The sequence below is a fragment of the Nodosilinea sp. P-1105 genome, from assembly GCF_012911975.1.
Lineage (GTDB): Bacteria > Cyanobacteriota > Cyanobacteriia > Phormidesmidales > Phormidesmidaceae > Nodosilinea.
On record NZ_SMDQ01000040.1, the window covers coordinates 38,484 to 51,777 of the forward strand.

Sequence of the window (13,294 nt, forward strand, 5' to 3'; positions counted from 1 at the left end):
TCATCCTGCTAATAGAAGCTCTTCAGCATCATCACTGTCTGATTCAGATACTTCAGCAACAGCCCGCTCAAATTCTTCATCTTCATCATTAACTTCAACTGGCACTTCGCCAGATGGATCACTCAAAATCTCCCTGATTAAAGGATTTTCAGTAATGATATCTTTGTGTCGCTCTAAAAACTGATCAAATGCGTCTTGATCTAAATCATAATCTTCGAGAGACTTGAAAACTTCTCGAAGTGCAATTAATGGTCTAATATCATCTGCTTGAAAACTAGCCCATTCGCCTCCCATTTCCTTGGTCAATTTCCTTAGAAAGGTATTCGCAGTGCGCCACCGTGGAGGCTCAGGAATTGCTTTTGAGCGTACAAGGCACCCCCTGGTTAAGTCAAAATCTTTGTACCAAGTCAGGCGCTTAACTCCTGCACCTACAGTCCTTCCATGACAATTTTGTATCACTCCAACGCCAATTTTAACTTTTTCATTATTTTCTTTACCAATGATTCGAAGTTGTATATACCCATTGCTTTTATATTTTGGGGAAACTTCTCTATCCACTGATTCAATAGTCACACTTTCGAGGGTTTGACCAATGAGGTTATGGAAGGCAAAAGCAAGAGAATTGGAGATTGTCTGGTTATTGTCAAGCAAAACTTCCAAATTCGATTTGATCTCCTCATAAACCTCACTTACTTCTTCTACAGGATCGACGGGCACCGCAGGAAACTTTTCGGCGCATAGTTTCAGAAATTCTCGGACTGTCGGTTTCTCCTTGCCAATTTCTCTCAGTTCGTCTTCATCAAAAGGATATAGCTCATAAGGCGGCTCTAGATTATGTATTTCGTAAAATCTATCAAGCCAGCACCTTACTAACTCAATGACAGTATTTTCATTGAGTGGGCGAAGATCAATTTCCAACTCAGCAATTCTATCTTCCACTGCTTCGTTTCCAGGCAGAGCTCTAACCTCTTGTTGCCAAGTACTAGGATACATGGCAGTCACCAAAACACCACGTCTTAGATTGTTATAGACATCCTTGCCAAGACTAGAAACGACCATCGCCCTAGTGAATCCACTTACAGAAACAATATCTTCATCCCCACATTCAGCACCATCTAGCTCATCAAAGCAAATAACTGGTGTCTTATAATGACTAATAAAATTAATGATCTGCATAGCCTTATTAAAGGCATATATCTCCTGCTTACTTTCACTAATCTCAGGTAAACCTAATACATTAGCTTGATATTCTGTGATTTCTTTACCTGATAGCCAGTTAAGGGCATAGGGTGCATGGACAGCAGATAAAGTCCAGAGTAAAGCTTTAATGATATAAGGATCTTCAACGCCAATATTTAACTGAAAAGCCTTGGTGATAATCCTTTCAATGATTTGAGGGTCTTTAGCTACAACTTTTGGGAATAAAGCAATTAGCTGGTGAGGTGAAAAATTCCTTCCTAATGCATGATTCAGAAAATCTGTAACAACTTCTTGACACTGCATTACTTCCTGATGGCCAGGCTTCCTTAAACTCACTACTACTTCTTGTAAAAAATGGTGCTTTACAGCACTGAGGTTTCCGTATTCGCTCAAATATATAAAGACACCATTTCCATTAGTTCTTAGGCTCTGCCTAATACGACCTAATATATGAGTTTTTCCTCTCCCTTTTGAAGCAAGGAAGGCAATTCCAAGTGTAGAAACGTTTTCTTCTTCAATTTCTTTTACGGCATCTAAAACTGCTTTAGATGCATGACCATTTATAGATGGAACGTCAGGAAGTTCGTTAGCCCAAATTTGTTGGGTTTTAACTACAAAGTGTCGACTAAAGGGATTATGGGTTTGAATGATACGATTGATTGCGTCTAGGGAAGTGAAGACAGACATATGCATCTCACGAATGGAATGCCAACAGATATATTCGGAAATTAGAAGTAAGAATTAATTCTCTAATTATTTAAGCGCTTAGCATAGCAGCGAAGTTTTCCAAAGCTTGTGGTTATTGAGTCTTCAATTTTATCGAATGAACTATCTTCTACACTGCCTTCTAGGAATTCGAAAATATCATTGTTTTGCATTTCTAGCATCCATTCATTGAACTGGGAGCGAGTGACGCGATCACCAATCTGTCGCCGGATGCGGTAGATTGGCACAAAGTTATCTAGATTGTAGTCTCGATTAAGTTGATCAAAAGTCTTGGATGCCAACCGTTTGAATTCCTCATATGAGTCAATTGGTGCAACAGCCTCGCCCTGATCATTTATCTTAGATAGGTCAGATTTTCCCTGTTTCCGTATCCAGCCTAGCAGGGCATTGACGGTTCTAGCACCGACATTACTATCATATTCAAACTCTTGATCCAGCAAATGCTGATTCAGCAAGGTTAAACCAGAGGCCGTGAGAGAAAACTCATTGTCGGAGATCGTAATTGCCCCTGCGGCATCTAACTTCTCGATGATCGGTTGAAAGTCTCCAGATCTCTCGCTTCCGCGTGTTGCAAACGGCATCAGTTCTCCTTTTCTTATACTATCTCCACCTAAAGCCCATAATGCAAGAAGAAAGCGAGTTTGAGCATGGTTGACATCATTATTCCTTAAAGCCATCGATAGTCCCTTTGAACTAGTTTTGGGATTTTTCTGCACGGAAAATATGATTGTGATCTGAATCACCTTCAGGCTATCCGTGTCAATCCAGAGATTTTCTTCAATTATTTACAAACTATCTAGATAAAATCAGAACGAAACACCTCTAGTATTTTCTTTAAGCAAGCTTATCGAAAACTTTAAGTATTTGCCAATCTCGCAGGTAGTAGCAGAGCGATCGCAGGTCTCTTGCAAGTTGAGTTGAGGAAACTCAGCTTGATTCCCACAGGGCACCTCGAAAATCCTATCTGCAAGAATTCTGTTTTTAGCCACCTTTGCCTGAAAATGTTATTTCTCCATTTATGTCAAGTCGTTGTTGAGGGTTTCAGGTGAAAACAGTGAATAAGTAAGCGATATCAGGAGTTTCGCCTCGACGGTACTGAATCGGAATAGCCTGTTGGCCGTAGGATTAGGAATAGGAATAGACAGATTAGACGCTCAAGTAACAGTAGGTGTCGGGTTTCACTCCGTTCCCCCCAACCTACAGTGTTCAAGGTTTACGTTTGCCCAATACGCTTGAACTCCCAGCGGACTTGGCGTACTATACCTTGCGGGGAATGGTTTCTAGGCGGGGAAGAGAGGAGCGGCAACTCCTCAAGTCCCCTGAGACATCCCTCTTATCGTGGGTAAGTGAGATGCCCTTAGGAGCCATTCTAAAAGCTAGCGTCTTGTTTTACCTTCCCTTGGGACCGCTAGATAAGTTCCCCGTTTTCCTCAACCGAAAACGGAGACACCCGTATGTGATTGACTACAATTTTCCCTGGGTTTTAATCCGCAGGTAAGCCTCCACTAGCGGCTCAGAAATCTGATCGGCTGGGGCATCCAGCACCAGTACCCCCCGCTGCTTCAGTCGCGAGAACGCCCCCTGGCGCTGGGCCAATACATCGAGCGCGACGGCCCGCTGGTAGGCGGCATCCACCTGGGTCGTCCGCTGCTGAGCCTGGCGATCCACCGCTGGGTCCCGCAGGGTGATGCAAAAAGGCAGGTGGCGGGGTCGCAGCCGGGCCAGGGCAGACAGGAGCTCGGCACTGGCGGTCTGGTCCACAATGTCGGTGATGATTACCACCAGCGCCCGGCGGTGTTGTTGCTGGGCCGCATGGGTGGCGGCAGCCAGGTAATCGGACTCCTCCAGCACCGGTTGGATGGGGGTGAGCCGCTCGATCAGTTGCTGAAAGTTGGCTCGCCCCCCCTTGGGCGGAATCCAGGTGTGCAGGCTGCGATCGAAGACGCCCAAACCGACGCGATCGCCCCGAGAAACCCCTGCCAACCCTAGGGATAGAGCCGCATTCAGGCCCCAGTCAAACCGGGACAGTCCCTGCACCGGGGCGGTCATGAGGCGGCCCCGGTCCAGCAAAATCAGCAGGGTTTGCTCCCGCTCGGGTTCCAGCACCCGCACCAGGGGTTGACTGAGACGAGCTGTGGCCTTCCAGTCAATGAAACGGGGATCGTCGCCAGTGCCGTATTCCCGTAGTTCAGCAAATTCGGTACCTACCCCCATCCGCCGTTTTTGTTTCAGGCTGCCAGTGGCCTGCATAGCCAGCTGCACCGACAACTGGCGCAGGCCAATTAAATCAGGATAGACGGCCACCGTTTCAGCCTCGGCCACGGTCCAGTCGGCCCAGGCTAATCCCCAAGCTCCCCGCTGTTGCACCTGAAGATCGCCCCAGGGGTATTCTCCCCGGTGGGTGGGGGTGACGGTAAAGGTGACGGTTTGAGACCCGGGTGCACCTAGGTGCACCCGTAAGGGCAGCGGGTCTCCGGCAAAGGCGGTGGGATAGTGGTCGTAAAGGCGCAGGTCGGCTGGGCCGGGGGACTCGATATGTAGGGTTATGAGGTTGTCTCGGCCAATGGAGAGGCGGTGCAGTGGCTCGCGGCGAACCGTTGCCCGCCGGATTTGGGTTTGCAGCCCATCCCACACCATGGCGGCCAACACCGCCCCATCAAACAGCAGCAGGGCCGCCAGGGCAATGCCCAAGCGATCGGGGGCGTCGGAAAAGTTGCTCAGTAGGGTGGCTACCAGGCCGCCCCCCAGCAGTAGCCCGTAAGTCCGTCCAGTGGGCACCATCGCCATCATCGGGGTACCGCCACACTATCTAGCACCCCCTGGATCACCCGATCCACCGTCAGGCCATCCAGCTGAGCTTCAGCCCCTAAAATCAGCCGGTGGCGCAGTAGGGGCGGGGCCACCGACTTGATGTGGTCGGGGGTGACATAGTCCTGCCCGGCCAACCAGGCCTGGGCTTTGCTAGCTTGCAGCCACTGCACCACCGACCGGGGAGAGGTGCCCAGTTCCAGGTCGGGGTGCTGACGGGTTTTTTGGCCTAGGGCCAGCAAGTAGTCGAGGACAGGATCCTGGACGGTGACCCCCTTAACCGCTTTGCGGGCTGCCAGCACATGGTCAGCCTTGATCAGGGGCTTAATTTGCTTCATATCCAGCCGCTTGGCCTCAAATCCGGCCTGGGCATTCAGTAGCATTTGCTTCTCGGCGGCTGGGGCCGGATAGCCGACCACGAGCTTGAACAAAAATCGATCCAGTTGGGCTTCGGGTAGGGGGTAGGTGCCTTCAAACTCTAGGGGATTTTGGGTGGCCACCACCCAGAATAGGTCGGGCAAAGGGTGACTGGTGCCATCTAGGGTCACCTGCTGTTCTTCCATCGCTTCTAGCAAGGCCGCCTGGGTTTTGGGCGGGGTGCGGTTAATTTCGTCGGCCAGTAGCACTTGGGTAAAAACAGGCCCCTGTTTCAGGGTGAAGGTGCGGCTTGCCAGGTCAAACACATTGGTGCCGGAAATGTCGGAGGGCAAAATGTCGGGGGTAAGTTGGATGCGGGCAAAGTCAGCCTGCATCAGGCGAGATAGGGCGCGTACCAGCAGGGTTTTGCCAGTGCCTGGCACCCCCTCTAAGATCACATGGCCCTCGGCCAGCAGGGCCACCAGAAGCTGTTGCACCGGCACCTCTTGGCCAATGACAATGGTACTGAGCTGTTTGCCGATGGTGGTGATGGCGGTGTGCAGATTACTCATGGCCGGAGATCCTTGGGTCGGTACAGGGATTGTAGTTGCTGGAGCCAGGTTTTGAGTTGGGCTTCGGTGCGAGGCCGAGCGGGATGGATGATGGGCTCTAGATCCTGGGGGTTCCCCCCGTTGTGCTGGGTCCAAGCCGTGACCAATTGCTCATCGGCCACTGGGGTCTCCCCTAGGCCCAGCTGTTTTTGTAGGGATAACCGTTCGGCTTGGCTCAGGGTTTGCACCACAAAGTCGTGGCTGTTGGCCTTATGCAGTACCCCGGCCAGAGCCGTGATATAGGCCTGGCTGTTATTCACCGGGGGCTCTAAAACAGTTTGGCGGGGTCCTAGGCGGCGGTTCAGGGCGATCAGGGCCACCAGGGTAATAAAGAGGGCTTGCACCCCCAGCACTAGCCATGGGGTACGGGCCAGATAGTCTAGCCAGTTGTCGCTGCCCAGTTCCTGGGCGATCGCGGCTTCATCCCGATAGCCATGCAGGTATTCATCCACCCAGACAGTTCCTTGGGCAGCGGTGACCCAAGCGGTGAGTAGGGCAAGGTTACCGGCGGCATCCTGGTAGGCATTGGCGGCCAAGTGGGGGGTTGCCGACAGCAGCAGATTTTGGTCTTGATTCCACACCACAGCGCCATAGTCATCCCCCAAAAGAATCTGACTGTGCTGTTCCTGATGGCGACGGCGGGTATGGATCTTGACGGTGCCCCAATCACTAGCGATCGCCTGGGCAAAAGGAGCCGACGTTACCGGCATCTGCACCCCCAACACCGCTAAGCGGTGCCCCGCCTCTAGCCACTCCCCCATCCAGGGCAGCCACTGGGTCAACTCCCCCTGCCCCACAAACCCTGGCAACACCACCACCAGCGTCACCACCCCATCACCCCCATCACCCCCATCACCCCCATCACCCCCATCACCCCCATCACCCTGATCTCCCCCATCTCCCCCATCTCCCTCCACCCGGGCCAACAACTGCCCCACTGGCCGCTGCCACCGCTGCACCGCCACCCCCTGCTGCTGCAACCTGGCGTACCAGGCGCTATACCCCGCTGGTCCCCGATTCCAGGTGGAGCCACTCTCCAGTTGATTGGTTACCGCCCCACCCATCCACAGGAGAGTTAACAGCAAGACCAGAGCCCCCAGGCTCAGCCACAGCCAGCGGTTATTCCAGCGCAGGGGCGATCGGATCACAGTTAGGTAATCTCCTCATAGGCGCGACGGCAACGGTGGTAGGTTTCTGCGGTAGCCTGATCGGCCCCAAAGGTGAGCCGTTCGTGGGTGCGAATTAGCAGTTGGTAGGGCCGGGTCTGGGTCCGGGGATCTAGGCAGCGCAGATATTCCCCGTCGGTGCGGCTGACTTGGTAGGGCACGGTTTTGGTGTCGTTGAGCCGCACCAGAGCCGCCATATATAGAGCCTGACAAGCCCCGGCAAAATTCCCCTGCTGGGCCAAGGTTTGGGCCTGCTGCCACCATTGCTGGGCCTGTTTCAGCACCGCTTCTGGACTGGGGCTGGCTGGACTCTGGGGGGCGCGATCGCGCCGTTGGCCCCGATAGGTTTCCACCGCTCGATAAATCAACCACAGACTAGTGGCGGCTAATGCTGTCACCGCTAGCCAAAATAGTCCCCGCCCCAGCGGCTCTAGCCAGGGCCAGTGGGGCAGCTCAGGGCCGTCTATATCCATCTGGGCAAATTGATACTCCACCCATTCCCCAGCCCGTTGCAGCCCCTGGCGCAGTTGCCAACCCAGAGAATTAGAACGGTGAGACAGGTCAGCCATGGCGATTGTCCGTCGTATCTGCCCCATTATGGCGGCTGATGGCGGCGTTGGGAACGTATAGATAGCGGCTTCAATGGTTTCAATTTAAGTAACCCCACCCTTGTTCTGCCACTAACCCCCTAAAGTGTAATCTAAAGCACTTTAAGGAGAACGAACCCTATGCCCCGTCATTCAATTGCTTTGCTGTCTATGGGCCTGCTGGTGGTCGGTACCGCCTGTGGCACTGGCCCCGACCTGACAGAAGATGTAAACGAAACCCATGATTTGGCCGATCGCTCTGCCTACAGCGAGGTTGAACTGCCCGCTGAAGCGGAGGTGGTGGGGGTAGACCCGAACCAAATGGCCCTGGATTTGTTTGGTATGCAGGAACCGGTGGAAGGTAACTTTTCAGAAACCGTGGTAATGGTTGTGGAGTCGGATGATGAAGCGATCGTGGAACTCACCCAAACCGGCTTGCCCGATGACTCGGTGGAAGGGCAGCTGTATCGCCTTGACTTTGTGCCCGTCGGTAACGAGTGGCAGTTGGATTGGGCAGGGGAGCAATGGCGCTGCCGTGAGGATCGTGGTCCTCAGGAATGGACCACTGAACGCTGCCTCTAGGACACTGGCGGACGGGGCCCCTCCCCTGGGGCCGAAACAGGGTGAATGCAGTAGCGATCGCGGCCTTGGTGCTTAGCCTGATAGAGGGCGGCATCGGCGGCATCAACTAACACCTGGGGGGCGCGATCGCGGCTGGGAATGGTGCTGGCAATACCCAAACTCAGGGTGATGCGTTGACCAATCGGGGAGGCCCCGTGGAACAAATTCAGGTCAGCGATGGCCTGCTGAATCGCCTGGGCGATCGCCTCGGCCCCCGCCTGGTCGGTACCGGGCAGCACCACTGCAAATTCTTCGCCCCCATAGCGAGCCACCAGGTCGGCGGGGCGTTTGGCCTCCTGAGCAATGGCCTGGGCCACCTTTTGCAGGCAAACATCCCCGGCGGGGTGGCCATAGGTGTCGTTGTAGGGTTTGAAGTGGTCGATGTCGCACATGATCAAACTCAGGGGAGCCTGCTCCCGCAGCAGCCGACTCCACTCTTGGTTCAGGTGAATATCAAAGCTACGGCGGTTGGCTACCTCTGTGAGACCATCGTGGGTGGCCAGATGTTCCAATTGCCGGTTGACGGCTTGCAGGCGCTGGTACAGCTGGGATTGCTGAATCGCGATCGCCAGTTGTGTCGCCAACCGACTCAGCACATCTAGCTCGGCCGCTTCCCACAGGCGAGGAGCCTGGTGGTGATAGGCCAGCAGCATGCCCCACAGGCGATTACTTTGCACAATCGGTACAATCACCTTGGCCCGGGCCTGGGTGAGTCGATCCAGCGGGCAAGGCCAGGCGGCTTCCGTTTGCAGATCCGTAAAACTGCGCACCTGTCCCTCTTGGTAAAACGCCACTTGGGTCTGATCTAGTGGGGTGTGCACCCTATGCCCGAGCAATGTGGGCAGGGTAGGTGTTCTGGCTTCAGCAATAACCGTGCCATGGCCATTGGGCTCAAACTGATAAATCAGCACGCGATCGGTATGCAAGAACTGCCGGACCTCCTGGGTGGTCGTTTTGAGAGTTGCCTCTAAATCTAAGGTTTGGCGAATCCGCTGGGCAATATCACTGAGCAGCCGTTCCTGGGCCGCTTGCCGTCGTAGGGCGGCCACCTCCGATCGCCGCAGTTCTGTGACGTCGGTAAACGACACCACCGTGGCATAGGGCTGAGTTGCTTGCTCCCGAAACAACGGCTGGGTATTAATCGAGAGCCAGGTGGTGCCCTCCGGAGTCTCTAGGCCCAAGACCTGTTGGCTAGTCGGCTGTCCCAAGCGCAACGTAATGGCCAGAGGAGTCTGCTGAAAAGGACAGCGGGAACCGTCTTCTTGCACTAACCGCAGGTTTAAGTCCAGCACAGACCGGCCCAGCATCTGGTCGTCTGGGACGCCAAGGATATGGGCGGCACTAGCATTACAAGCAGAAATGGTACCGTCTGCCTGCACCATCACCACCCCCTCTGACAGGGCCGCTACCACCGAGCGATAGCGTTCTTCACTTTCTTGCAAAGCTTCCAGAAGGGTGGTTTTGGCCTCAAACTCCGTGGTTAGATGCAAGCTGGCCGCCAATAACCCGGCCAAAAGCTGCAAGGTTTGCTGGTCAGATTCGCTAAAGGCCGCTGGCTGAGTGGAAAACACCTTTAGCACCCCAACCGACTCTGTTTTATAGGTCAGGGGCACCAGCATCACGGTGTTCACCCCTAAACAACAGGCCAGGGATTGATCGGGGCAATGGTGACAATCCACCTCCTGGCAACACATTATCTGCTGGGTGGTGAGGCATTGCTCAGCTAAACTCTGCTGTAACGGAAACTGACCGCCCACGTAGGGTTGGGCCAGGCCACTGGCCGCCAGGCAGACGAGCTGATCCCCCTGGAGCAATTCCACCACCGCCCCGTCCGCTCCAGTTAGTTGCTGGGCTTGTTCAGTCACCACATCCATCACCCGATGGCCCCCTGGGCCGGTCATTCGACCATCGCGATTGGAATTAGCCACTGCCACCGCCTGCTGAGTTGCAATCACCCCTGACAGGCGCTTTAACTCTTGTTTGAGGGCGATATCGGCCCGCTTTCGTTCCTCTTCTAGTTTGATGCGGTCAGTGACATCTTTCATGAAGCAAAAGTGACCATTGGGACGCTGCTGATCGTCGTAGGTGGTCACCATCACCAATTGCTTATGAATAATTGAGCCATCTTTGCAAACCCCTCGGGTTTCTGCACTGACTTTGCCCTGGCTCAACATCTGTTGATAGGCCTGAGTCATAGCCGATAGATCATCAGGATGGACGGTGACCGACCAGGGCTGACCCACCAGCTCTTTAGGGGTGTAGCCCAGCATTTGGGCATAGGCCTGATTAACGGTCAGGTAACGCCCAGCCAGATCCAGACGGGAAATTCCTTCCACCGCATGGGTGAGGGCGGTACTCATTGCTCGCAGGTCTTGCTCTGCCTGCACCTGTTCGGTAATATCCTGGGTAATGCCAAACAGACGCACCACCTGGCCGGCGGCATCCCGCTCCACCTGGCCGCGATCTTCGATATAGCCGATCGAGCCATCGTCACGGGTACACCTTAACCGCACGGTGTAGGGTTCCCCCTGACTCAGACTGCGTTCCACCACCTGGCGCAACTGCGCTCCATCTTCGGGGTGGTACTGTTGCAGCAACTGTTCAAAGCTGGGTTCTCCCAGCTGGGGATCGCGGCCTAAGATCCGAAATTTTTCCGCCGACCAGGAGATTTTGTCCGTTCGCATATCGTGTTCCCAACTGCCAATACGGCCTATTTTCTGAGCCTCTAGCAGCATGGCCTGGCTTTTTTGCAGCTCTAGTTCAGCCCGTTTGCGATCGTCAATGTCTTGAATTTGAGCCACAAAGTAGAGGGGGTGCTGGTTCGCGTCCCGCACCAGGGACACACTCAGCAAAACCCAAATCCAGTGGCCCTGTTGGTGGCGATAGCGCTTTTCGATGTGGTAGTGCTGAATGGTACCATCCAGGACCTGCTGGAGTAGATCCAGGTCAACCTGGAGGTCGTCGGGGTGGGTAATGGCCTGAAAATCAGTCTTTAGCAAAGCTACTGCGGTATGGCCCGTAATCTGGCAGAGGGCCGGGTTAACCTGCAACCAGCGCCCTTTGGGGCTAACTAGGGCCATGCCAATGCCCGCATAGTCGAAGGCGTTGCGAAAGCGCTGATTGCTGAGATGCAGGTCACGGTTGCTGGCTTCCAGCTCTTGGTTGCGTTGGGCCAGTTGGGCGGTGCGTTCAGCCACAGTGGCTTCTAGGGATTCGTTGAGTCGTTGCAGGGCCAGTTCTGCCTGCTTGCGATCGCTGATATTGTGCAATGTCGACCGGCTTTTGAGATAGTTGCCTTCGATGTCGTACTCGGCCCTGGCGTTTATCAACACGTAAAGCTGAGAGCCATCGGCCCGCACCAGTTCAAATTCCAGGTCGTGGACATAGCCCTGCTGCTTAAACCGGGGAAAGTTAACCGCAAAAATGGTCTGGCTTTCTGGGGTAAGTAAATCGGGGAACCGCATTTGGCCGATCACCTGGTCCCGGGTATAGCCTAGCCATTCCAGTTCGGTGTCATTAATGTCTACGAACTGGCCCTGGGCATCAAGGGAGTGATAGCCACAGGGGGCATGGTGATATAGATCGTCGATGCTGACTCGTTGGGCTTCGGTGGTGGCAATCAACTTTCGGGCCGACAGCCGCAATTCCATTTCATCCATGACGATGGCGGCCAGGTCTTTTAGGGTTTGGCACTCTTCAGGCGTGGTGGAGCGGGGGTGGCGATCGATCACACAGAGGGTGCCCAGGTTGTAACCATCCTGGGTGTTGAGCGGGGCGGCGGCATAGAAGCGCAGGCCAAATTCGCCCCGCACCAGGGAGTTGGTCAGGCTGCGGGGATCGTCCAGGGCATTGGTAATGGTGTAGACCTCATCGTGCAAAATCGCCGAGGCACAGAGCCCTGGCTCGCGGTCAATCTGCGGGATATCCAGGCCGTAGCGCGATTTAAACCAGATCCGATCGCGGTCAACAATGGTGACCAGGGCAATGGGTACTTGAAATAAGCGAGCGGCGATCGCCGTTACCCGATCAAAAGCCCCATCTGGCGGGGTGTCTAAAATTTGGTAACGCTGAATAGCCGCCAGCCGTTTGGCCTCAAAGGTCGAACCAGCCGCATCCATAGGACTCCTGCTTCACTATTTCTTTATAATGCCCCAGTTCTCAGTTAGGGCTATCAGTCGATGATGGGAGACGGGTTAAATGCTGATACTGGGTTGAAAGCCACTGGTCTAGGGCCGCTGGGGCCATTGGACGGCCAATATGATAGCCCTGGGCCAGATCGCAGCCCACCTGGCGCAAATAGTCTAAGGTTGCCTCATCTTCGACCCCTTCAGCGGTGCAGCGCAGCCCCAAACTATGGCCCAAATCGACAATAAACTTCACTACGGTGCACGACTCTTGGGATTGCATCGTCGTCATCACAAAGGATTTGTCAACTTTGATTTCGGAAAAGGGCAGGCGCACCAACTGCAACATCGACGAAAACCCAGTGCCAAAGTCATCGATCGACAGGTGAAAGCCCATGACCCGCAGTCGAGTCAGCAGGTCTAAGGAGGCCACGGGGTCATCCATGGCGCTGGTTTCAGTTAATTCAAAGATCAACTGGTCGGGGGTAATGTGCATAGCTTGGCACTGCTGCCGCACCCGCTCAAACAAGCGGTCATTACTGAGGGTTCTGGCGGAAATATTCAACGATAACTTTAAGTCGGTACAGCCCTGGGTTAACGCGGGAGTCTGGGGTTTGCGGCAGAGGTTGGCAAACCAGTCTAGGGATTGTTCCATCACCTGTTCGGTGAGGGCGTCTATCAGGCCACAGGCTTCTGCCAGGGGAATAAATTGCATAGGCGATAAGACACCGCGATCGCCATGCTGCCACCGTACTAGGGCCTCAAAACCCGCTAGGGCTTGGGTGTCGCACAGCACCTTGGGCTGATAAACCATGAAAAAATCACGCTGCTTTAAAGCCTGCTTGAGGTCAGCTTCGGTCAACTCAGGCCAAGGGGGTTGGTGCGGCCGTGGTGCAGCCCTGGCGGTGGTCGCCACGGTCAAAGCGCTTGCTTCCCCATTCAAAAGTGCCCGTAACGTGGCTGGAGAAAAGGGCTTGGGCAGCACCCCGGAAATGTTTAACCCATGTTCGGCAGCGGGGTAGTGCATTTTAGTGCAGGCCAGAGGAAAAGACCGGATGACCTTGCTTGGCCAGCTTCTCTCTGATGCAGCGATT

At 54.2% G+C, this 13,294-nt stretch carries 9 protein-coding genes; 1 reads left to right on the top strand and 8 read right to left on the bottom strand.

What is annotated here, in order from left to right; genetic code table 11:
* The 6 genes from E1H13_RS16590 to E1H13_RS16615 form a co-directional block, all read right to left on the bottom strand.
* Positions 1 to 1,887 (bottom strand): hypothetical protein, encoded by a 1,887-nt coding sequence (locus E1H13_RS16590; RefSeq protein WP_169614673.1) that lies wholly within the window; start codon positions 1,885 to 1,887, stop codon positions 1 to 3.
* 62 nt (positions 1,888 to 1,949) lie between these two features.
* Positions 1,950 to 2,669: a hypothetical protein gene (locus E1H13_RS16595; RefSeq protein ID WP_347404175.1), complete on the bottom strand. Its 720-nt coding sequence runs from the start codon at positions 2,667 to 2,669 to the stop codon at positions 1,950 to 1,952.
* Between the two features lie 721 nt (positions 2,670 to 3,390).
* On the bottom strand, positions 3,391 to 4,707 hold the full coding sequence (locus E1H13_RS16600; protein WP_169614695.1) for a DUF58 domain-containing protein: 1,317 nt from the start codon (positions 4,705 to 4,707) through the stop codon (positions 3,391 to 3,393).
* Positions 4,708 to 4,712: 5 nt separating this feature from the next.
* Positions 4,713 to 5,663, bottom strand: coding sequence for a MoxR family ATPase (locus tag E1H13_RS16605; protein WP_169614674.1), 951 nt, complete (start codon positions 5,661 to 5,663; stop codon positions 4,713 to 4,715).
* The gene (locus tag E1H13_RS16610; protein WP_169614676.1) at positions 5,660 to 6,850 is read right to left on the bottom strand and encodes a hypothetical protein; all 1,191 of its coding nucleotides are present in this window, start codon (positions 6,848 to 6,850) and stop codon (positions 5,660 to 5,662) included. Before E1H13_RS16610 ends, E1H13_RS16605 begins: the two co-directional genes overlap by 4 nt.
* A gap of 2 nt (positions 6,851 to 6,852) precedes the next feature.
* The gene (locus E1H13_RS16615) at positions 6,853 to 7,437 is read right to left on the bottom strand and encodes a DUF4129 domain-containing protein (protein ID WP_169614678.1); all 585 of its coding nucleotides are present in this window, start codon (positions 7,435 to 7,437) and stop codon (positions 6,853 to 6,855) included.
* A 159-nt stretch (positions 7,438 to 7,596) separates the two neighbouring features.
* Here E1H13_RS16615 and E1H13_RS16620 point away from each other — a divergent pair, with 159 nt between their 5' ends.
* Positions 7,597 to 8,037, top strand: coding sequence for a hypothetical protein (locus E1H13_RS16620; protein ID WP_169614680.1), 441 nt, complete (start codon positions 7,597 to 7,599; stop codon positions 8,035 to 8,037).
* Here the strand turns inward: E1H13_RS16620 and E1H13_RS16625 are convergent.
* Complete coding sequence (locus tag E1H13_RS16625; protein WP_169614682.1) at positions 8,034 to 12,194, bottom strand: PAS domain S-box protein; 4,161 nt, start codon at positions 12,192 to 12,194, stop codon at positions 8,034 to 8,036. The two genes, E1H13_RS16620 and E1H13_RS16625, sit on opposite strands and share 4 nt — an antisense overlap.
* A 40-nt stretch (positions 12,195 to 12,234) precedes the next feature.
* Complete coding sequence (locus E1H13_RS16630; RefSeq protein WP_169614684.1) at positions 12,235 to 13,227, bottom strand: EAL domain-containing protein; 993 nt, start codon at positions 13,225 to 13,227, stop codon at positions 12,235 to 12,237.
* Positions 13,228 to 13,294: the final 67 nt, after the last annotated feature.

Excerpts from the sequence above, each read along its gene's own strand:
- E1H13_RS16590 (WP_169614673.1), bottom strand. The coding sequence starts at position 1,887 with ATGTCTGTCTTCACTTCCCTAGACGCAATCAATCGTATCATTCAAACC.
- E1H13_RS16600 (WP_169614695.1), bottom strand. The coding sequence starts at position 4,707 with ATGGTGCCCACTGGACGGACTTACGGGCTACTGCTGGGGGGCGGCCTG.
- E1H13_RS16605 (WP_169614674.1), bottom strand. The coding sequence starts at position 5,663 with ATGAGTAATCTGCACACCGCCATCACCACCATCGGCAAACAGCTCAGT.
- E1H13_RS16615 (WP_169614678.1), bottom strand. The coding sequence starts at position 7,437 with ATGGCTGACCTGTCTCACCGTTCTAATTCTCTGGGTTGGCAACTGCGC.
- E1H13_RS16620 (WP_169614680.1), top strand. The coding sequence starts at position 7,597 with ATGCCCCGTCATTCAATTGCTTTGCTGTCTATGGGCCTGCTGGTGGTC.
- E1H13_RS16625 (WP_169614682.1), bottom strand. The coding sequence starts at position 12,194 with ATGGATGCGGCTGGTTCGACCTTTGAGGCCAAACGGCTGGCGGCTATT.
- E1H13_RS16630 (WP_169614684.1), bottom strand. The coding sequence starts at position 13,227 with ATGCACTACCCCGCTGCCGAACATGGGTTAAACATTTCCGGGGTGCTG.